The following is a 20332-nucleotide window of genomic DNA, read 5'->3' on the forward strand; positions in this document are numbered from 1 at the left end:
GTATAATCTACTTTTATTATTAAATAGAAAATGGTATTTTCGCGCACTATATCGTAAAAAATTTAAATGACAGATGGCAGTTTTAAATAAAATTAGACAACGTTCACTTTTTTTAATATTAATAATCGCATTAGCATTATTTTCATTTGTATTATCTGATTTGTTCAGAAACAGCGATGCGCTTTCTGCAAAATCGCAAAATGTTGTTGCAACCATTAACGGGAAAGAAATAACCCGTGAAGATTTTTTAAGCAAGGTTGAGGCAGTTCAAAGGCAGTTAGGTCCTAATGGAACAAGTACCCAGGCCATGAACCGTGTTTGGGACCAGGAAGTTAGACAAGCTGTTATGGAAACGCAATATGAAGCTTTGGGTATTACCGTAGAGCAAGATCAAATGCGCGACCTTTTAAAAACAACCTTGGCAAATAATCCTGACTTTCAAAATGAGGCTGGAATTTTTGATGAAGCCAAACTTTCAGAATACATTCAAACTTTAAAAACCAGTTCGGAAGCAGCTTACCAACAATGGGTTGACTATGAGCAATCATTGGCTAATAATGCCTTACAAACTAACTATATGAATATGGTTAAAGCGGGTATGATTGGTACTTTAGCTGAAGGAAAACTGGCATATCATTTAGAGGGAGACAAGGTTGATTTGAGATTTGTTCATATTCCGTTTTCTTCAATTCCAGATAGTACCATTACCGTTACTAAATCGGAAATTGCCAAGTATGTAGAAGAGCACAAAGAACGTTATGAAGTAGAGGCATCAAGAGATATCCAGTTTGTTGAATTCAAGGAAGTAGCCTCTGTAGAAGATGAAGCTGAAATCGAAAAAGCTGTAGCTGCTTTCAAAGAAGGAAAAGTGGAATATAATGATGGCAGAACAGATACCATTAAACCATTTGCTCAAGTTAAGGATCATGCTAACTACATCAACTTTGTTGCAGGTTCAGACATCAAGTTTGATAACCGTTTCATTAAGAAAAATCAATTACCAACGGCTTTTGCTGATAGTATCTACAACTTGAATGTTGGTGAAGTATTTGGTCCATACAAAGACAATGGCTATTTCAAATTATCAAAAGTTGTGGCTGATATCCAAATGCCAGATTCAGTTAAGGCCAGACATATATTAATTCCATTTGTAGGTTCGCGTTCTGCAACAGATTCTACAACACAATCGGAACCTCAAGCTAAAGCAACTGCTGATAGTTTGATGCGTATTGTTAAGGCTGATACAACCAAGTTCAAAGGACTTTTAGACTTTTCAGCTGATAAGGTTAGTAACGAGAATGATGGTGTTTTAGATTGGTATACTTACAATGCCATGGTTCCGGAATTCAGAGATTACACCTTTGAAAATGAAGTAGGTGATATAGGTGTTGTTAAATCGGCTTTCGGATTCCATGTCATAGAGATATTAGGACAAAAGAACAAGCAACGTTCAGTTAAAGTGGGCACTATTGCAAGAAAGATTGAGCCATCTGAAGAAACAGTGAATGCTGTTTTTAGAGATGCATCAAACTTTGAGATTGCTTTAGAAAAAGGAGATTTCCAAACTTTGGCTGAAGAGAATGAATATGTTGTTAGACCTGTAAACACGATTAAGGAATTGGATGAGAATATTCCTGGTTTAGGTAGTCAGCGTGCTATGGTAAGATGGGCTTTTGAAGATGAAACCGAAGTAGGTGAATACAAGCGATTCAATGTACCAGGTGGATATGCCATTGTACAATTAGTGGCTAAAAATAAAGCTGGTTTAATGAATACGGAAGAAGCTTCTATTACCGCTTTACCAGCCATTAGAAAGGAAAAGAAAGCAGAACAGATTAAGTCTCGAATTACAGCGACTACGGTTGAAGACTTGGCAAAAGCCGAAAATTTATCCCCTAGAACATCATTGGCGTTAACCATGAAAAACCCAACGCTTTCAGGTGTTGGTAAAGAACCATTGGTTATTGGAATGGCGTTTGGCATGGAGCAAGGAGAGACTTCTGGGTTAATAGAAGGTGAGAATGGTATTTTTATGATTAATGTGGTTAAAAAAGAATTGGCTACTGAAATGGATAATTACCAAGGATTTGCCAACCAAGTGCAAACAGCCAAAGTAAATGCTGTGAACACGAGATTATACAATGCGTTAAAAGATGCAGCAGACATTGAAGATAACAGAGCTAAAACAGTTCAATAGTTTATAATAATATTTGTTAATTAAAAGCCTTTCTGAAAAGAAAGGCTTTTTTTATAATGCCATTGTTTTAAATGGAATAATTGTATCGTAACCTTTAGTTTTAAAATAGGTTGAAGGGTTTTCGGTTGCGGTTGCTAAAATAAAGTCACCGCCCCAGGCACCCAGACTTTTAATGGCGCCTTTAAAATCATTAAACAACCTGTTCTTTATAGGTTCTTGTTTGAGAATAGCATCTATGATTGTTTCATGTTGGTTTATCAAATTATTGAATTCCGATAAATTATTGCAGGTAATAATACTTTCGGTAATTTTGTTTAAAGAAGTAATTGCTCCTAACTTGTCAAACTTGTTTTTCCGATAGGCATCTATGGCATCTCGGCTATTTTGCTTTTTGTTCAAATACACAAAATAGAGATTGTCTTTAAAGTTTGGGTTAAATTCTACGTTTTGAATGTCTTGACTATCTTTTTTCAAACTATAGACAATAGGGTTGTTATTTGAAGCGCAAGCAATATCGTAGCCACTGCCACCAAAGGTTAATTCTAATAACTGGTAAGGGTCTATTTGTGCCCAATTGGCCAGATTATTAATTAAGGTTGAAGAGGATCCCAAACCCCAATCTTTAGGAAAGGTTAGTTTGGTTTCAACCGAGCAGCCTGCATTTAAAAAATCAGGATTTAATTGTTTGGCAACATTTAAGATTTGAATAAGCCTTTTTACAAAATCTGTGTTAGAATCATTTGAATAAAGATTATTCAGTTTAATATTTGTTTCAAACCAGATATGCTCGTTATGATCAATGCTTTTCCAATGTATGGTGTCAGAATCATTAGGTTCAACGGTTAAGTGTTGTCCGTATTTGGTTGGTAGGGCCAATCCTTTAGCACCATCTAAAACCAGATATTCACCGGTTAATAATAATTTGCCGTTGCTGTAAAAGTTACTTTTCGACACCTCGTAAATTATTTAAAGCATCAACAACAGCACTATGGGAAACCGTTTGGGTTTTAAAATGTTCAATAAGTTGGTTCTTTTTCAGAGTTAGTCGCTTCGAACTGATTGAGAATATTCATTAAATGCATTTTCATATGGCCTTCTTGAATCCCTGTGGTAATCAAGGAACGCAACGCGCCAAAATTTTGGGCCAGACCAGCTACCGCTACAATACCCATGAGCTCTTTTGCTGAAGGTTTATGAAGTAACTCCAAGGATAATTTAACCAGAGGATGTAAACCAGTCAGTCCTCCAACCGTACCTAATGCCAATGGAATTTCAATCCAGAATTTAAAAATGTCGTTCTCAATGGAAGCATGTGTCAAACTACTATATTGACCATTTCTGGAGGCATAAGCATGGACGCCTGCTTCAACAGCTCTAAAGTCATTACCTGTAGCTAAAACAACCGCATCGATACCATTCATAATGCCTTTATTGTGGGTGACAGCTCGGTAAGGTTCCACTTCAGCAATCCTGACAGCTTGAATAAACCTTTTGGCAAAAGTTCTGGGGTTTATTTTATCGTCATCACTTAAGTCATCAACCGGACAAGAAACTTCAGCTCTCACCAAACAATTCGGGACATAATTGGAGAGAATACTCATGACAATGTCTATGTTTTTTTCTTCATCAGAAAAATCATCATAGGCTTTGGCTTCCGTTTTAAAGGTTTTGGCAAATTGTTCCAAACAGGAGTTAATGAAGTTGGCACCCATGGCATCCTGTGTTTCGAAGGTTGCATGAAGCTGGTAGTAATTGGGAATATCAGCAGTTTTGTCAATGAGTTCAATATCCAAAATACCACCACCACGTTTTTCCATATTCTTGGTAATGGGTTTGCTATCACTAATGAGTTTTGGTTTTACAGAGTTGAAAAAATGTTGTAATTTTTCAAAATCACCTAGATATATAAAATGTACCTGACCAATTTTGGTTGTTGAGATGATGGTGGTTTTGAAGCCGCCACGATCGAGCCAAAATTTAGCTGCTTTACTGGCTGCTGCCACAACAGAACTCTCCTCAATGGCCATGGGAATTGTATGCAAGGTGCCATTAATTAAAAAATTAGGGGCAACTCCAAGCGGTAAATAGTAATTTGTAATCGTATTTTCAATAAACTCGTCATGAAGTTGTTGCAGCTTGTCGTTGGAATTCCAGTATTGTTTGATGATGTTTTTGGCATTCGCGTTTTGTGCAAAATACGTGTCGACTATCCAATCAATTTTCTTGGATTTTGATAGTTTTGAAAAGCCAGAAATAGGTTTGCCCATTACAATAAAATTGAAAATGTAAAGATACTATTATTGTGTGAGTTCTAATGCCAAGGGCTATTTAACTGTTAATAAATACGGTTTTTTGCTTAATTTTTAGTAAACTTGGCATTATTTTATTAATACCATATCTTAAATGAAATTATCCACATTTTTCTTCCTTTTAAGTTTCGTGGCCACTTCACTTGGTAATTCAATAATAAAAACTAACTAACTCAAATACTATGTCAGATCAATTAGACCATTTTAAAGAAGAACCTCAATTACTAGGGCATCCAAAGGGATTATTCTATTTGTTTTTTGCGGAACTATGGGAGCGTTTTAGTTTCTATGGTATGCGGGCACTATTGACCCTTTATATGGTTGATGTTGTCTTTGAGGCACTATCAAATAGAGATTATGCAGCAGCAGCTGTTTATGCATCTTATGGTTCCTTGGTTTATGCGTCCACCGTTATTGGCGGTAAAATATCCGATAGTATTTTAGGGATGCGACATTCCATATTTTTGGGAGGTATATTGATGGCTATCGGTCACTTTGTATTGGCTATTGAGAATGACATTGCGTTTTATTTGGCTTTGGCCTTTATTGTTGTTGGAAATGGGTTTTTTAAACCTAATATATCAACGTTTGTTGGGTCACTTTACAAAGAAGGAGATCCACGTAAAGACTCTGGGTTTACCATATTTTACATGGGGATTAATATTGGTGCTTTTGCTTCACCACTATTATGTGGTTGGTTAGGACGTGAATATGGCTGGCATTATGGTTTTGCCTTGGCAGGATTTGGGATGTTATTGGGACTAGCTTTCTTTTGGAGCGGCATCAAAAAAAATATATTTGGAAGTAGAGGACTTCCAAATAATAATACCATTTATAATAAGTCTATTCTTGGTTTGAAAAATAACCAATTTGTTTCTGTTTTGGCATTTCTGTTTGTACCGTTAATTGCTTTTTTATTGTCTTCTTATCAACCCATTTGGGGGGATCAAAATATTGTAAACGTTATTTTTAAAGTAATTGGTTTTACCGTATTAGGATATATGATTTATGTGATGGCTAAAGCTACCGCAGATGAAAGGAATAAATTGATTGTGGCTATCTTCTTAACTGTTTTTATGACTATTTTTTGGGGCTTTCATGAGCTTTCAGGTAGTGTGATTACATTATTTGCTGAAAGAAATGTAAACTTAATGTTTATTAATGCTCCCCAAACAAATGCAATTAATGCCATGTATATTATAATATTGGCGATACCTGTTTCGTTGCTGTGGCAATACCTTTCCAAGAAAAAGATAAATCCAAGAACACCTTATAAATTTGCTTTGGGATTAGCATTTGCGGCCATTAGTTTTTATGTATTGGCTATAAGTGCAGAAAGTGCCGATACGAATGGTAAAGTACCATTTTCGTTTTTAATGATTATGTATTTTATCCTGTCTGTTGGTGAATTGTTTATGTCACCTGTTGGGCTGTCTAAAATGACAGATTTAGCACCAGCAAGATTAATAGCATTTGTTATGGGTGTTTGGTTTTTGTCATCCGCATTTGCATTCCAAATTGTTGGATTTATTGGAAAAGAGCTTGCTGTTGAAAGTACCGATAAGAATGTAGGTGGCTTTGATTCTTTAGGAATTTATACTGATGGATTCCATCTCATTGCTATGTATGCTGGAGGTGCAGCCATCATTACCTTAATTCTGGCTCCAATTTTAAAGCGTTTAATGGGTAACGTACACTAATAGAAATTAACTAAACTAACTATATATGAATACTGATATTGAAAATTTATTTAAGGATAAGGTTATAGGGCATCCTGCTGGATTGTTTGTGTTATTTTTTACAGAAATGTGGGAACGTTTTTCGTTCTATGGGATGCGGATTTTATTGGTTTATTTTTTAACTGCACCGTTAATCGGTGATAATCCAGGATTAGATTGGTCGAGTGAACATGCTTTGTCTTTAATCGGAACCTATGCTTCGTTGTTATACTTAACTCCGATTGTAGGTGGATGGATAGCCGATAAAATAACTGGGTACCGCATAGCAGTTGTTATTGGGTGTCTAATTATGACTTTAGGACATGCTGCTATGGCTTTAGAAACAACCATGTCTTTTTATTTAGGTTTAGCATTTTTAATTATTGGTACAGGTTTCTTTAAACCCAATATCACTTCTATCATTTCAACCATGTACAAGGGTAAAGAATCTAAAAAAGATGGTGCCTATACTATTTTTTATATGGGTGTGAATGCCGGAGCATTTTTTGGAATGCTACTTTGTGGTTATTTGGGTGAAACCAAAGGTTGGTCATGGGGATTCGGTCTAGCAGGGATTTTTATGTTACTAGGTATGCTACAATTCTGGTTAGCAGGTAGTCTGTTTGGAAGTATTGGAGCTAAACCAACCAAAGTTCATGAAGTAGAATTGCCTCAAAACATCAACGAGGTTAGTCCTGCTGAACAGGAAGAAGCTGAAGCTGATGAAAAGTTAAATCCTTTTACCATGTTCGATAAAGTTCTTATTGTACTTTCTTCAATAGGAGGATTGTTATACTTGTTCAACGACCCTATGGAAAAAATAGGCAATATCAATATGTTGCCATTTGAAGTAGGTGGCTTGAGTGGAACGAATGTAATTGTTTTAATAGCTCTTTTGTTATTCTTATTGTTATTAGTAATAAGAATCATAAGGTATATTCCAGTCGTCAGGGATCGTATTATTGCGGTTTCTATTTTTGGTGTGTTTACGGTGTTTTTCTTTGCATTTTTCGAGCAATCTTTAGGTTCGATGGCATTATTTGCTGGTGATTATACAAATAGAACACTTGAAGGGAATGCGGGAATGATTTTTAGTGTAATAGATACGCTTCTAACCACAATTCCATTGATTATCATTACTTGGGTACTTATTTTATTGGCTAAAAAGACATTTTCAAGAATTGGTTTATCAAATATAATCTTGGCAATAGCATTTATTGGGCTCTGGATTTTAGTTATTTATCGTTTATATGTGAAATTATCAGCAGATGTTACTGAAGTAGAGGCATCCTGGTTTGCTATATTGAACTCGTTTTTTATTATCACATTAGCACCATTATTTTCCAAATGGTGGGAAAGTAAATTTAATCCGAGTGCTGCCATGAAATATGGTATAGGTTTAATTCTATTGGGATTAGGTTTTGCCTTTTTATCTTATGGGGCCGGAGAAATACCATCAGGTGCTAAAACGGCTTCTGTAAGTATGGTGTTTTTAATTATGGCTTATTTATTTCATACTATGGGGGAATTATGTATTTCGCCCGTTGGATTATCGTATTTAAGTAAATTAGTTCCTGCCCGAATGATAGGGTTTATGTTTGGTATATGGTATTTGGCCATTGCGGTTGGTCAAAAAGCTGCTGGAAAGATGGGAGGAATGATTGATAAGATTTCTGAGGAGTATTCTATGAGTACCTTCTTTTTGATATTTACATTGGTGCCAATTGGAGCTGGATTAGTCGCCATTGTATTAAATCCATTATTAAAACGCTTAATGCACGGTGTTCGTTAATCGAAAAAATCGTTAAAATATCCTCAAAACACGTCATTCTTGGCGTGTTTTTTATATTTTAGGAACGGTTTTTGAAAGTTTCCTTTCTAAATCCGACAATTAAAAAAACAGAAACATGAAAAGAGTATTAGTACTAGTAACCATATTGTTTTTCGCAGTACAGGTTCATGCACAGGAAATAAACTGGGTGTCTTTAGAGGAGGCCGTCGCCCTTCAAAAAAAGAACCCTAAAAAAATAATGATGGATGTTTATACCAATTGGTGTGGTCCCTGTAAAATGTTAGATAAAAACACCTTTCATAATAAAGATGTGGTAGACTATGTCAACAAAAACTATTATGCCGTCAAGTTTAATGCTGAAGGTAATGAAACCATCACGTTCAATGGACAAACGTTTGACAATCCACAATACGATCCAGCGAAAGCTAACAGACGAAACGGCGTTCATGAACTGGCTAGACATTTTAGTATTAGATCCTATCCTACCATTGTGTTTTTAGGGGAGTCAGCAGAGTTTTTAACTCCAGTAATTGGTTACAAGACACCAAGACAATTAGAGTTATATTTAAAGCTGTTTAAAAATGACGACCATAAGGACTTTAAATCTCAAGATGATTTTACAGCCTACTACAACGCCTTCAAACCTGAATTTTCTGAATAGAAAAATATCACTTAATAATATAAGCTCCCTTTTCACCGGTATAGTGAAAAGGGAGTTTTCTTTTTCTACAGGTTTGTTCCCATCTTTTTATGTAGGATTTATAATTACTGCCATCGGCGATTATACAAATCGGATTTAGACTATCAATTAATCGCGTTAGATTAATTTTGGGCGAGTTTCTCAATAGGATATAGTCAGGATTAAAACGTAAGTTTTGATAAATACCCAAGCTATCAATAATCAACAACTTTTTACTTTTAAATCGATAGACGTTTTTTAAGGTATCATATTCAATTTTTTTGATGAAGTTGCCAACTTCGTAGTTTGTGATAATCTGATTATTCTTTAAAATAGTGCTATCTAAATTATGGCAAATATTCAAATGGTTTCCATTTTTGATGCCCACAAGGCTAAACCTACTTTTATGGAAGACAACCATTTCATCATGTAACTCTACTTGCCATTTGTTATACGTTAATAGCACTTGAAATATTAGAATCGAAATTAGTGCTACAGATAAGTGCTTGTAGCTTTTCGATTTAAAATAGTTAATGCCACATATAATGATGACATAAAATGCTATGGTCAAAAACCAATTCATGGGAATATCTTTAAACAAAAAAGCTTCTTGGTGGGCAACCCAGTTAAAAAGAGAATTCATGGCATGAATGATATAACCGTAAATATCGAATAGGATGTTTTGGGGTGTGTTCAATACGGCCAAAAGGATGATAAAGAAACCAAAACCTAGAATAAGTCCTAAAATAGGAATGATTAAAATATTAGAGATAAAGAACAAGCCTGGAAATTGATGAAAGTAAAATAAACTCAGAGGTAAAATGCCAGCCTGCGCTGCAAATGATACAGCGAGTAACTCCCATATTCTGTTGGGCACTTTATAGTTAAATCGTAACAATGGCTTCAGCATCGGGTAAATCATCACAATACCTATAACTGCTAAATAACTCAATTGAAAACCAACCTCAAACAAGAAAAATGGATTAATAAGTAGTATCAAAAAAGCTGAAATGGCTAGTGTGTTCATCGTATTATGAGGCCGTTTTAGGTTCATGCCAATAGCAAGTGCTGTAAACATGGTCACAGCACGTAAAACAGAAGGCGATAAACCGGCTATTAGAGCAAAACTCCATAATAAAATCAGGATTATACCAGTTTTAATATATAAACCATATTTATACCTTTTTAAGAATCCTAATAAAAAGTTTAACATCATTAAGATGATTCCAATATGTAATCCGGATATAGCCAAAATATGAATGGCGCCAGCATTGGCGTAATCTTCATAAAGGTTTTTGCTAATGTCTTGTCGGTAGCCTAACAATAACGCGTTAATAACGGCCAATTCATCAGGTTCAAAGTTGTAGTTTTCTAATTTGTTAATAATTGATTGTCTCAAATTACTTGCAAAGCCAAGAATAGTTGGGTTATGCTTATCCAATAACGTCATAGTATTGTAATCACTATAAATCTGTGCATAAACATTTCTGTTTTCTAAATAAGCCTTGTAGTTAAATTGAAATGGATTCAAAGGAGGTTTTAATACTTGCAATTTTGAATTCATTGCTATCTGATAATCAACTGACAAATGCTGATTCAATGAATCTTTTGAAATATTAAGTTGTACTTTACCATTGACTAAAACGGAATCAATTTGAATGACATTTGCTATGTAGCGTTCGTGATAGGTTGTTGGTTTTAGCTGTTCACTGATGCTTAAAATAATTTGAGAATCACGAGGGTTGTCATAATCATAGAAATGACTGTAATGTTTTTGATGATTTTGTTGATTGTGAATAAATACAATGAATATACCAAGGGAGATAGTGGTTAATAAAGTCAAAACACCAAACCAAATGGTTTTTTTGAACTTATCTTTAGAATATTGGTAGTTTACTAAAGTAGCAGTGAGAAGTACCAAAGTTGTTGACAATGATTCTACAAGAGTAAAATCGGTGTCTTTACCAATAATGATACCAATTATAAGACAGATGGTTAGTTTAATAATGGGGAAATCAAGTAACTTCATTACAGGAAGTTACAAAAAATTCTTACAAAATACGTCTAGCTTGCACAAATGCAAAGTACCAATACTTTTCTGACAAAAGAGATGTTATGACGCCTTTACTGGTTGTAGAATGTATAAAAGTCACATAGCCAGGTCTGGCTTCTGTAACAATGCCAACATGATTGACATTGCGACTATTTTTTTTGGTTGCAAAAAACAATAAGTCGCCTTTTTGAACTTCTTTGACATCCACCCAGTCACCCGTTAGAGCTAATTGAGAAGTGGTTCTTGGTAATGCAATGGCCTCTTTTTTATATGCGGTGGTTACCAATCCTGAACAATCCATACCTTTTTTAGTTGTGCCACCATATTTGTATTTAACACCTTCAAAAGTTTCGGCATAGTCTACAATAGCATTTACTTTATTGCTGTAATCTGAATCTGAACTCCTGCCTTCATAGGTGGCAACCGTTTGGTGTGATTTACGAGTAGAAGATTGAGCTGTCTTTTTTGATTTACAAGACGAGAGAATTAAAAAGCAGCAAATTATTAGGGCCAATTTTCGCATGCATCGAAAATAAACAATTTTGTTATTAAAAAAATAATAACCTTTGAAAAACTTGATTTGTCTTCCATACAAATTCTCTTATTTTTAGCACTCAATTTAGAATAATCTATGAATGTAGTTGATTTGTTTTCTGGATGTGGTGGATTGGCATTAGGCTTTAAATGGGCTGGTTGTAACACGCTATTGGCCAGTGACGTGGATGAAAATTGTGAAGAAACGTACACACATAATTTTCCCAATGTACCGTTTTTAAAAGGTGATTTACGAACTATTACTACCAAACAGATAAAAAGTCAAATGAGTGATTCTGTTGATGTGGTTATTGGGGGGCCACCATGTCAAGGTTTTTCGTTGGCCAATAAAAACAGAAACAAAGTCAAGGATGACCCAAGAAATGAATTGTTCTACGAGTTTGTGCGAGTTGTTACCGATTTGCAGCCCAAAGCCTTTGTGATGGAAAATGTACGTGGATTGTTATCCATGCAAAAAGGGAAAGTCATTCAGTTAATGAAGGAAGAATTTGAAAATGCCGGCTTGGGTTACCAGGTTGATTTCAAGGTATTGCTGGCTTCTGATTATGGTGTTCCCCAGAACAGACAACGAGTCATAATGATTGGTATTAGAAAAGATTTGGATATAAAACCTGAGTTTCCAATAAAAACCTACGCAAAACCTATTACCGTATGGGAAGCTATTTCAGACTTGCCTCAAATAGAAGCTTCTCAAGGTGAGGAAAAGATGAACTATGAAAGCGAGCCTCAAAACACCTATCAAGAGCTCATGAGGAAATCATCGGCATCCGTTTTCAATCACGTTGCCATGCGTCATACTAAACGTTTGATAGAACGCTTTAAAGTCATTAAAGCTGGTCAATCTTTAGCACATGTTCCGCAACAACATGCGGCCGTGAAACGGGGCAAGCCAACGGAAAAATCAAAAATTGTCTTCTCTCAAAACAATCAACGGTTGCATGCTGATAAGCCAGCTCCAACCATAGCGGCGTCGTTTCAAAGCAATTTTATTCATCCGTATCTAAATCGAAATTTTACGGCTAGGGAAGGTGCGCGAATGCAATCATTTCCAGATGATTTTGTTTTTCAGGGCATGCGAACCAAAATGAGTTGGGAAAAGGGTTTGAGTCAATATCAACAAATAGGAAATGCCGTTCCACCACTTTTGGGTTATGCCATTGCGAGTAAAATAATGGATCTTTTGAATGGCTCGGAAACTAATTTAGAAAATCACCAACTTTTTAAGCAGGCTGAAGCTATTGGCTGATGGACTCATAGATGAGTTTGGCTGTTTTGGCACTGGCTCCCTTGCCACCTAGTTTTTTCTCCAATTCATAATAAGACATAAAGAACTTGGTACGCTCATAACTGTCTAATATGCGATCTAATTCTGTTTTTAAACGCTTTGTATTGAAGTCATCTTGAATCAATTCCGTAACGACTTCCTGATCCATAATCAAATTGACCAAAGAAATATATTTTATGTGCTTTACGAGACGTTTGCCAATTTGATAGGACAACCAACTACCTTTATAGCATACTACTTCAGGCACTTTGAAAAGTGCAGTTTCTAATGTTGCTGTACCTGATGTTACCAATGCTGCCGAAGACACACTTAATAAATCATAAGTTCTGTTGGAAACAAAATGAACATTGGCATTCTTGATGAACTGCAGGTAAAAACTGTAATCCTGACTTGGTGCACCAGCAATCACAAATTGGTAATTAGGGTAATTATTGACCACACTCAACATAACAGAAAGCATTTTTTTAATTTCCTGCTTTCGGCTTCCTGGAAGTAAGGCTATTATAGGTTTTTCGTTTAATTCATAATCGGCTCTAAATGTATATTCATCTACTTGGGTTCTATTGGCTATAGCATCAATTAGTGGGTGACCTACAAATTCAACAGGATAGTTGTGCTTGTTTTCGTAAAAATCCTTTTCGAATGGTAGAATAACGTACATGTTGTCAACATCTCGTTTTATGTCCTTAATCCGGTTTTCCTTCCAAGCCCAAATTTGTGGCGAGATATAATAATGGGTTTTAAACCCTTTTTGTTTTGCCCATTTGGCAATCCGAAGATTGAAACCTGGATAATCAATAAAAATAATGACATCAGGATTGTACTCCTCAATATCCTTTTTGCAAAACGATAAGTTTCGGGTAATGGTTCGAAGGTTCATGATTACTTCTGCAAAACCCATAAACGCTAAATCCTTGTAATGCTTGATTAGATTGTTAGAAACATGCTGCATTAAATCTCCACCCCAAAATCTAAATTCAGCGTTAACATCTTCTTTGAGCAATGCCTTCATTAAATTGGAACCGTGTAAATCACCTGACGCTTCTCCAGCAATAATGTAGTATTTCATCTATAATTACATGAATTTAGTAACAAAGGTAAAAATAGCAACAATAACAGTTGCCAACAAAACACCCCTAGCACGATAATCTTGCTTCTTTTTAATAAAAACAAAAAAGGCTAATAAGTTTAAAATAGCACCTAAACTTATTAATTTACCGAGAAAACCTTCTGATGAAGCCGATTTCAACACAGAAATAAAACCATCGCCATTACCCAATATTAACGTGGCCAAATAAAGACCGATAATATTGGCAATGAGACCTATAAGCAACCCTTTAAATACTTCTTGTTTCATCATCGAAATTCCATGTGTTTAATTGTTGAATACAGTGATGTGCTGTTAAATCAAATTGAACAGGTACAACAGAAACATAACCATTTGTTAAAGCCCATTCATCAGTGTCTTCACCATGATCTAAATTAACAAATTTCCCTGTTAACCAATAATAATCTTTTCCTTGTGGGGTTTTTCGTTTATCAAATTCCTCTTCCCAGTTTGCACGTGCCTGACGACAAATTTTAATACCTTTTATCATTGATTTTTTCAAGTTAGGTATGTTGACGTTTAAGACCACATCCTTAGGTATGCCATTTTTTAATACTTTTTTAGCTATTTGTCTTACAAATGATTCCGAACCTTCAAAATTAGCATTGTAATTATAGTCCAATAACGAAAAGCCAATAGCAGGAATACCTTCAATTCCAGCTTCCAGAGCAGCACTCATAGTACCTGAATAAATCACATTAATTGAAGAGTTTGACCCATGATTGATTCCAGAAACACACAAATCAGGTCTTTTGTCCAGTATTTCATTGACTGCTAATTTAACGCAATCAGCTGGCGTACCAGAGCAACTATATTCCGGTTGATCACCAGAATCAATGTGAACACGTTCCAAATGCAATGTGGAATTGATGGTGATGGCATGACCCATGGCACTTTGAGGGCTATCTGGCGCTACCACAACAACATCACCTAATTCTTTCATGACCTTAATCAATGTTCTAATTCCTGGGGCTGTAATGCCATCGTCGTTAGTAATTAGTATTAAAGGCTTTTTAGCCATAATTGTTTCTGAATTGTTGTTATGCTAAAATACACAAATTCGAGTGCTTTCAGATATTATTTAGTGTTTAACAAAAAATTAGTACCATTTGATTATATTGGCATAGTTTTTTCTTTAATTTAGTGAAAAATATATGATGTTTATTTTAAGAATTATGAAAAGGAATTATAATATTTTGATACTAATGCTTCTTTTGGCATTTGCATCATGCAGCTTTACCACGAAAACATTTAGTGACCCTAATAAAGATAAACTTTTAATACAGGTTATAACCTACGTTTTGGAAAGAGGTCACTTTGATCCCAAGGATATGGACGACGCCTTTTCAGCGGAAGTATATTCTGACTATTTAGACCAGATAGACCCTTTAAAACAATATTTTTATCAGTCTGATATTAAAGAGTTTGAAAAGTACAAAACTGAAATTGATGACCAATTAAAGGCTTTGGATATTTCATTTTTCAATTTAACTCATGAAAGACTCATGCAACGTATTGAGGAGGCTAAAGTGATTTATCGAGAAGTGTTGGCACAGCCCTTTGATTACACCATTGATGAAACGTTCAATTCAGATTATGAATCTTTAGATTTTGTAAGCAATAAAAAAGAAATGAAAGAACGTTGGAGACAACGTCTAAAGTACACCAATTTGGCCAATTATGATGACTTGATTTATGCTCAAGAAAATGCTGAAAAGAATACTGAAAATGCGGAGCCAGTAGAGCCAAAATCGATAGATGAAATTGAAGCAGAGTCCAGAAAGGAAACCTTAAAAACAATAGATATCTATTATAACGATTACATTGATGATATGGAACGCAAAGATTGGTTTGTTGTTTATATCAATGCCATTACCCAAGAGTTTGACCCACATACTACCTATTTTGCACCGGAAGATAAAGAGGTTTTTAATCAAGGTATTTCTGGTCAATTGGAAGGAATTGGTGCCAGACTCCAAAAACGAATGGATAATATTAAAATTGTTGAACTCATATCCGGAGGTCCTGCCTGGAGAGGTAAAGAATTAGAGGTTGGTGACATTATTTTAAAAGTAAAGCAAGAAGATGAAGAAGCTCCAGTAAGTATTGTTGGTATGCGAATTGACGATGCTATTAAGCTCATCAAGGGTCCTAAAGGAACCAACGTGTATTTAACTGTTAAAAAAGTTGATGGTACAATTGAAGAAATTAAAATTACCAGAGATATAGTCGAATTAGAGGAAACGCATGCCAAGTCATCTATTGTTACTAAAAACGAAAAGAAGTATGGTGTCATTAATTTGCCTAAATTCTATGCCGATTTTGAACATTATGATAAGTTAAATGCCGCAGCAGATGTCAAATTAGAGATTGAACGGCTTAAAGATCAAGGCATGGAAGGATTGGTACTTGATTTACGAGGCAATGGTGGTGGATCCTTGACAACAGTTGTTGAAATGGCTGGTTTGTTTATCGAACAAGGACCAGTTGTTCAGGTACGTTCTACAGATGAACCCAAAGAAGTATTAAAAGATACAGACAAGTCCATTACTTGGGATGGGCCTTTAGTTATATTGGTTAATGAGTTTTCAGCATCAGCTTCAGAAATTTTGGCAGCTGCCATGCAGGATTACAAACGTGCCATAATAATTGGAAGTAAACAAACTTATGGAAAAGGGACCGTGCAGTCGTTTTTTGATTTAAATCGTATGATTAGAAACAATAAAGATGGCGATTTAGGAGCATTAAAAGTGACACGCCAAAAATACTACAGAATTAACGGTGGATCGGTGCAGTTAGAAGGCGTTAAAAGTGATGTGGTTGTTCCAGACCGATACAGTTTTATTGATATTGGAGAAAAGGACCAAGAAAATCCATTGAGTTGGGATGAAATTGACGCTGCAGAATTTTCGTTTTGGGATGGGTATTTTGATTATGACACAACCATTAAAAAAAGTAATGAAAGAATGCGTAATAATCCGCAATTGAAACTAATTGAAGAAAACGCAAAATGGGTCAAGGAACGTATGGATGAGAAGCAATACTCATTAAATTATGAAAAATACAAGGCTAAATTAGATTTGAATGAAGAAGAGGCTAAACAGTTTGATGAAATTTCTAATTATGAGACCAATTTGACATTTGAATCATTGCCATATGAGTTACGATTATTTGAACAGGATACCGTTCTAAAAGATAAGCGTATTCGCTGGCACGAAAGTTTGAGTAAGGACGTATATGTTGAAGAAGCCTTACATGTTCTTGAGGATTTGAAAGCATCTTATACCATAAAGAAAGTGGCAACCATCAAGGACTAATTTTTTTATGAGTCAGCCAACAAGCTCATTAAGTAAACTAGCGCTCCAGAAATTCAAAAGAAATTTCTGGGGCGTTTTTAGTTTGGTGTTTATTATAATCATTGGCTTGATTTCCATATTTGCCTATATTTTAGCACCTGATAATTCACAGCACGCCAATCAGATGCATTTGGCAATACATTCTCAAAAGCCAGGATTCACAGTTGATATGCTTGTGATTCCTGAATCAAAAAAAAGTGAACAAGCTTTATTGAACAAGCTTTTTTTTGGTTATCAAAATTCTGATACTGAAATCCCCATTACAGAACATGTGCTGGAAAACAACCAATTAACTTACACGGAGTATGCCGCTGATAATTTGGAGGGGTTGACTAAAACCATTGATTTGAGTGTTTATAATGAAAATTCTATAAAACCATTTGTTGACGAACGAACATTTATTTTTGGAACGGATAAATACGGAAGAGACTTGTTGAGTAGGGTGCTGGTTGGTGCTAGAATTTCATTTTTTATAGGCTTTATTGCGGTATTTATATCACTGGTTGTCGGTATCCTAATGGGGAGCTTGGCTGGTTACTTCGGCGGTAAGGTTGATGCTGTTATAATGTGGATTATTAATGTATCATGGTCTATTCCAACCTTACTTTTAGTAATTGCTATTACACTGGCTTTGGGTAAAGGCTTTTGGCAAGTATTTATTGCTGTTGGATTGACTATGTGGGTTGAAGTGGCTAGAGTGGTTAGAGGTCAGGTTATTAGCGTAAAGGAAATGCAATATGTAACAGCTGCCAGAGCTTTAGGCTTTAATGACTATAGAATAATAACCAAACACATTCTCCCAAATATTATGGCTCCTGTCATTGTTATTTCAGCAACTAATTTTGCAGCTGCTATTTTAATTGAAAGCGGTTTGAGTTTCCTGGGTATTGGGGCGCAACCACCTATGTCAAGTTGGGGCGCAATGATAAAAGATCACTATAATTATATTATTCTCGGTAAGCCTTATCTGGCATTAATACCAGGATTTTGTATTATGAGTTTGGTTATGGCATTTATGCTTATGGGTAATGCTTTACGTGATGCATTGGATGTGAGGAGTTGACAATTAATCCCTCTCTTTATCATTAAAAAATCCATTCCAAATCTCTGGTTTTAAATGCCCTGTCATATAATCTGCTCTATTCTCTCCATTTCTGACCAGTACTTCTCCATTCGGCTTAATGATAGCGTGTGAGCCACAAAGAGTTGGATTAAGAAATATTTTGTTTCTGAAAAAGCTGTTTAAGTCTGAAAAGAAAAATTCAGTTTCACTATTTGGGTTATTTTTTAACTGAATAGTGTTTTCGAATAAACAAAACAATATCATATCATTTGAGTATAAATAATCTCTGATAGGCGTGATAAATTCCTTCCGTTCTTTTATATCACTTTTAGTCCATTTGTTGTCCCAAACAGAATTGCATAAATCATCTTTATAATAGAATTCCAAAATAATAATCAGACTGTCTTGAATTTTCTTACCTGTGATTTTTTCAAGTTCTGTAATTAAAGAACTATGAGTGAAATTGCCATATTGATAAAGATCTTTTTTCAAAGTTGCATAGCGCTTTTTGTTTTTTCCAATAGAGTCCCAACGGCTCAAGAGCAACTCCTTATTACTCCATTTTTTTCTGAACTTAATTTGACTAATCCTATTGCCATCTTCGTCAATGTAGATTTTTGCTTGTCCTAAACTGTAATGAGAAACTAGAATGATGAAAAAAAATGAGAGTATAATTTTCATGGGTTGAAATCATTATTTATGGAATCTATATAATCCAAAACCTCATCTTTACCAATCGATTTTGAAGATGATGTCACAAAATAGTTTGGCATGTCTTCCCAAGTTTCCAGTAGTTTGGTTTTGTAATTTTCTACATGACGGGTTATGGCATTTGGTTTTAATTTATCCGCTTTTGTGAAAATTATGGAGAATGGAATGCCGTGTTCACCTAACCATTGCATAAATTCTAAATCGATAGGTTGTGCATCATGTCTAATATCTACCAAAACAAAAGCAGATACCAATTGCTCTCTTAAGCTAAAATATTGCGTTATAAATTTTTGAAAGGTTTTTTTTGCACTTTTGGATACGCGAGCATAGCCATAGCCAGGTAAGTCAACTAAATACCAGTTTTTATTAATTAAAAAATGATTAATTAGTTGCGTCTTTCCAGGTCTTCCAGATGTTTTGGCTAAACTTTTTCTATTGGTCAGCATATTTATCAATGATGATTTGCCAACATTACTCCTGCCAATAAAAGCATATTCAGGCAGTAAATTTTTTGGGCATTTCATCACATCAGAATTACTCATTATAAATTCTGCCGATTTAATTTCCATGACTAATAAATTGGGTTTAGAAATTTCTTTTGGTTAACCAGGAATCAAGAATCTCATTGAATTCATCAGGATGTTCCATCATGGCCGCATGCCCACACTTGTCTATCCAGAACAATTCAGAATCTGGCAAAAGTTCATCGAATTCTTCAGCAACTTCCGGTGGTGTTACGGTATCATTCTTGCCCCAAATGATACATGCAGGTGTTTGCATATTGGGTAGGTCTTTAGCCATATTATGTCTGATGGCGCTTTTAGCAATGGCCAAGGTTTTAATCAGTTTATTTCTGTCATTGACCGTTTCAAAAACTTCGTCAACTATCTCTTTTGTGGCAACTGCTGGGTCATAAAACACATCTTGAGCCTTCTTTTTAATCACCTCATAATCACTGCGTTTGGTATAACCACCACCCATCGCACTTTCATAAAGGCCAGAACTACCTGTTATTATCAAGGCTTTGACTTTTTCTGGGTATAACTTAGTATGATATAGACCAATATGTCCACCGAGTGAATTCCCTAACAAGATAACTTCATTAAACCCTTTGAATTCAATAAAATCATGAAGGTATTTTGCGAAACTTTTTACATTGGTCTTTAAAAGGGACATGGTGTAAATGGGTAGTTCAGGTATAATGACACGATACCCTTTCTTGCTGAAATAATTGGTGACAGAATCAAAATTACTTAACCCTCCCATCAGGCCGTGAAGAACAATAATTGGAGTTCCTTCACCAACTTCAATATATCTGTAACTTTTTTCTTTTTTTAATCTGTGCGCCATTATTTGATTTAGCTGTTCTTAAAGGCAAATATAGTCAATTCATTCACAATATATGGATAAATATTGGCGCCTTGCAAAAGCCAATTCTTCAAGATATTAACATTGATATTAGGAATATGTATTGATTGTATTAACTCTCTGAAATTAAGCTGTTAA

At 35.1% G+C, this 20332-nt stretch carries 16 protein-coding genes and 1 pseudogene; 7 read left to right on the forward strand and 10 right to left on the reverse strand.

Annotated elements, in window-relative coordinates; all coding sequences use genetic code 11:
• Positions 1-73: 73 nt before the first annotated feature.
• On the forward strand, positions 74-2197 hold the full coding sequence (locus ACKXGU_RS10875; RefSeq protein WP_463465340.1) for a peptidylprolyl isomerase: 2124 nt from the start codon (positions 74-76) through the stop codon (positions 2195-2197).
• A gap of 51 nt (positions 2198-2248) precedes the next feature.
• On the opposite strand, the gene ACKXGU_RS10880 is transcribed toward ACKXGU_RS10875, so the two are convergent.
• Together ACKXGU_RS10880 and ACKXGU_RS10885 are read right to left on the reverse strand one after the other, a co-directional pair.
• Positions 2249-3151: a GYDIA family GHMP kinase gene (locus ACKXGU_RS10880; RefSeq protein WP_463465341.1), complete on the reverse strand. Its 903-nt coding sequence runs from the start codon at positions 3149-3151 to the stop codon at positions 2249-2251.
• A pseudogene (locus ACKXGU_RS10885) lies at positions 3138-4464 on the reverse strand (hydroxymethylglutaryl-CoA reductase, degradative). Before ACKXGU_RS10885 ends, ACKXGU_RS10880 begins: the two are co-directional and overlap by 14 nt.
• A gap of 224 nt (positions 4465-4688) precedes the next feature.
• Here ACKXGU_RS10885 and ACKXGU_RS10890 point away from each other — a divergent pair.
• The 3 genes from ACKXGU_RS10890 to ACKXGU_RS10900 all read left to right on the forward strand — a co-directional run bounded on the left by ACKXGU_RS10890 (position 4689) and on the right by ACKXGU_RS10900 (position 8677).
• Complete coding sequence (locus ACKXGU_RS10890) at positions 4689-6206, forward strand: peptide MFS transporter (RefSeq protein WP_463465342.1); 1518 nt, start codon at positions 4689-4691, stop codon at positions 6204-6206.
• Positions 6207-6231: 25 nt separating this feature from the next.
• A complete protein-coding gene (locus ACKXGU_RS10895) occupies positions 6232-8016 on the forward strand; it encodes a peptide MFS transporter (protein WP_463465343.1) in 1785 nt (594 codons plus the stop codon).
• 115 nt (positions 8017-8131) lie between these two features.
• Positions 8132-8677, forward strand: a complete 546-nt coding sequence (locus ACKXGU_RS10900) for a thioredoxin family protein (protein ID WP_463465344.1) — start codon at positions 8132-8134, stop codon at positions 8675-8677.
• Between the two features lie 7 nt (positions 8678-8684).
• Here the strand turns inward: ACKXGU_RS10900 and ACKXGU_RS10905 are convergent, their stop codons facing one another.
• On the reverse strand, positions 8685-10724 hold the full coding sequence (locus tag ACKXGU_RS10905; protein ID WP_463465345.1) for a ComEC/Rec2 family competence protein: 2040 nt from the start codon (positions 10722-10724) through the stop codon (positions 8685-8687).
• A gap of 22 nt (positions 10725-10746) precedes the next feature.
• Positions 10747-11271: a C40 family peptidase gene (locus tag ACKXGU_RS10910; RefSeq protein ID WP_463465346.1), complete on the reverse strand. Its 525-nt coding sequence runs from the start codon at positions 11269-11271 to the stop codon at positions 10747-10749.
• 108 nt (positions 11272-11379) lie between these two features.
• Between ACKXGU_RS10910 and ACKXGU_RS10915 the strand changes: the two genes are divergently transcribed.
• Positions 11380-12549 carry a DNA cytosine methyltransferase gene (locus ACKXGU_RS10915; RefSeq protein ID WP_463465347.1) on the forward strand — a complete coding sequence of 390 codons (1170 nt, stop codon included), beginning with the start codon at positions 11380-11382 and terminating at the stop codon, positions 12547-12549.
• On the opposite strand, the gene lpxB is transcribed toward ACKXGU_RS10915, so the two are convergent.
• The 3 genes from lpxB to surE are packed head-to-tail and all read right to left on the reverse strand — an operon-like array spanning position 12539 to position 14717.
• Positions 12539-13657, reverse strand: coding sequence for a lipid-A-disaccharide synthase (lpxB, locus tag ACKXGU_RS10920; RefSeq protein WP_463465348.1), 1119 nt, complete (start codon positions 13655-13657; stop codon positions 12539-12541). The genes ACKXGU_RS10915 and lpxB overlap by 11 nt on opposite strands.
• Before the next feature lie 6 nt (positions 13658-13663).
• Positions 13664-13948, reverse strand: coding sequence for a hypothetical protein (locus ACKXGU_RS10925; protein ID WP_463465349.1), 285 nt, complete (start codon positions 13946-13948; stop codon positions 13664-13666).
• Positions 13926-14717, reverse strand: coding sequence for a 5'/3'-nucleotidase SurE (gene surE, locus ACKXGU_RS10930; RefSeq protein ID WP_463465350.1), 792 nt, complete (start codon positions 14715-14717; stop codon positions 13926-13928). Before surE ends, ACKXGU_RS10925 begins: the two co-directional genes overlap by 23 nt.
• A gap of 154 nt (positions 14718-14871) precedes the next feature.
• Here surE and ACKXGU_RS10935 point away from each other — a divergent pair, with 154 nt between their 5' ends.
• Complete coding sequence (locus ACKXGU_RS10935; protein ID WP_463465351.1) at positions 14872-17013, forward strand: carboxy terminal-processing peptidase; 2142 nt, start codon at positions 14872-14874, stop codon at positions 17011-17013.
• 7 nt (positions 17014-17020) lie between these two features.
• On the forward strand, positions 17021-18115 hold the full coding sequence (locus tag ACKXGU_RS10940) for an ABC transporter permease (protein WP_463465352.1): 1095 nt from the start codon (positions 17021-17023) through the stop codon (positions 18113-18115).
• Positions 18116-18118: 3 nt separating this feature from the next.
• Here the strand turns inward: ACKXGU_RS10940 and ACKXGU_RS10945 are convergent, their stop codons facing one another.
• From ACKXGU_RS10945 to ACKXGU_RS10955, 3 genes are read right to left on the reverse strand one after another with little or no spacing between them, the layout of a single operon-like run.
• A complete protein-coding gene (locus ACKXGU_RS10945) occupies positions 18119-18796 on the reverse strand; it encodes a hypothetical protein (protein WP_463465353.1) in 678 nt (225 codons plus the stop codon).
• Entirely contained in the window at positions 18793-19395 is a 603-nt protein-coding gene (yihA, locus tag ACKXGU_RS10950) for a ribosome biogenesis GTP-binding protein YihA/YsxC (RefSeq protein ID WP_463465354.1), read from the reverse strand. Before yihA ends, ACKXGU_RS10945 begins: the two co-directional genes overlap by 4 nt.
• Positions 19396-19411: 16 nt before the next feature.
• Positions 19412-20176, reverse strand: coding sequence for an alpha/beta fold hydrolase (locus tag ACKXGU_RS10955; RefSeq protein WP_463465355.1), 765 nt, complete (start codon positions 20174-20176; stop codon positions 19412-19414).
• Between the last annotated feature and the right edge of the window lie 156 nt (positions 20177-20332).

It is taken from the genome of Hanstruepera sp. CR43 (genome assembly GCF_055227665.1).

What these genes read in the sequence shown, in the direction of transcription:
- ACKXGU_RS10915 (WP_463465347.1), top strand. Translation starts at nt 11,380, where the DNA reads ATGAATGTAGTTGATTTGTTTTCTGGATGTGGTGGATTGGCATTAGGC.
- ACKXGU_RS10945 (WP_463465353.1), bottom strand. Translation starts at nt 18,796, where the DNA reads ATGAAAATTATACTCTCATTTTTTTTCATCATTCTAGTTTCTCATTAC.
- ACKXGU_RS10895 (WP_463465343.1), top strand. Translation starts at nt 6,232, where the DNA reads ATGAATACTGATATTGAAAATTTATTTAAGGATAAGGTTATAGGGCAT.
- ACKXGU_RS10925 (WP_463465349.1), bottom strand. Translation starts at nt 13,948, where the DNA reads ATGATGAAACAAGAAGTATTTAAAGGGTTGCTTATAGGTCTCATTGCC.
- ACKXGU_RS10875 (WP_463465340.1), top strand. Translation starts at nt 74, where the DNA reads ATGGCAGTTTTAAATAAAATTAGACAACGTTCACTTTTTTTAATATTA.
- yihA (WP_463465354.1), bottom strand. Translation starts at nt 19,395, where the DNA reads ATGGAAATTAAATCGGCAGAATTTATAATGAGTAATTCTGATGTGATG.
- lpxB (WP_463465348.1), bottom strand. Translation starts at nt 13,657, where the DNA reads ATGAAATACTACATTATTGCTGGAGAAGCGTCAGGTGATTTACACGGT.
- ACKXGU_RS10900 (WP_463465344.1), top strand. Translation starts at nt 8,132, where the DNA reads ATGAAAAGAGTATTAGTACTAGTAACCATATTGTTTTTCGCAGTACAG.
- ACKXGU_RS10940 (WP_463465352.1), top strand. Translation starts at nt 17,021, where the DNA reads ATGAGTCAGCCAACAAGCTCATTAAGTAAACTAGCGCTCCAGAAATTC.
- ACKXGU_RS10905 (WP_463465345.1), bottom strand. Translation starts at nt 10,724, where the DNA reads ATGAAGTTACTTGATTTCCCCATTATTAAACTAACCATCTGTCTTATA.
- ACKXGU_RS10890 (WP_463465342.1), top strand. Translation starts at nt 4,689, where the DNA reads ATGTCAGATCAATTAGACCATTTTAAAGAAGAACCTCAATTACTAGGG.
- ACKXGU_RS10955 (WP_463465355.1), bottom strand. Translation starts at nt 20,176, where the DNA reads ATGGCGCACAGATTAAAAAAAGAAAAAAGTTACAGATATATTGAAGTT.
- ACKXGU_RS10910 (WP_463465346.1), bottom strand. Translation starts at nt 11,271, where the DNA reads ATGCGAAAATTGGCCCTAATAATTTGCTGCTTTTTAATTCTCTCGTCT.
- ACKXGU_RS10935 (WP_463465351.1), top strand. Translation starts at nt 14,872, where the DNA reads ATGAAAAGGAATTATAATATTTTGATACTAATGCTTCTTTTGGCATTT.
- surE (WP_463465350.1), bottom strand. Translation starts at nt 14,717, where the DNA reads ATGGCTAAAAAGCCTTTAATACTAATTACTAACGACGATGGCATTACA.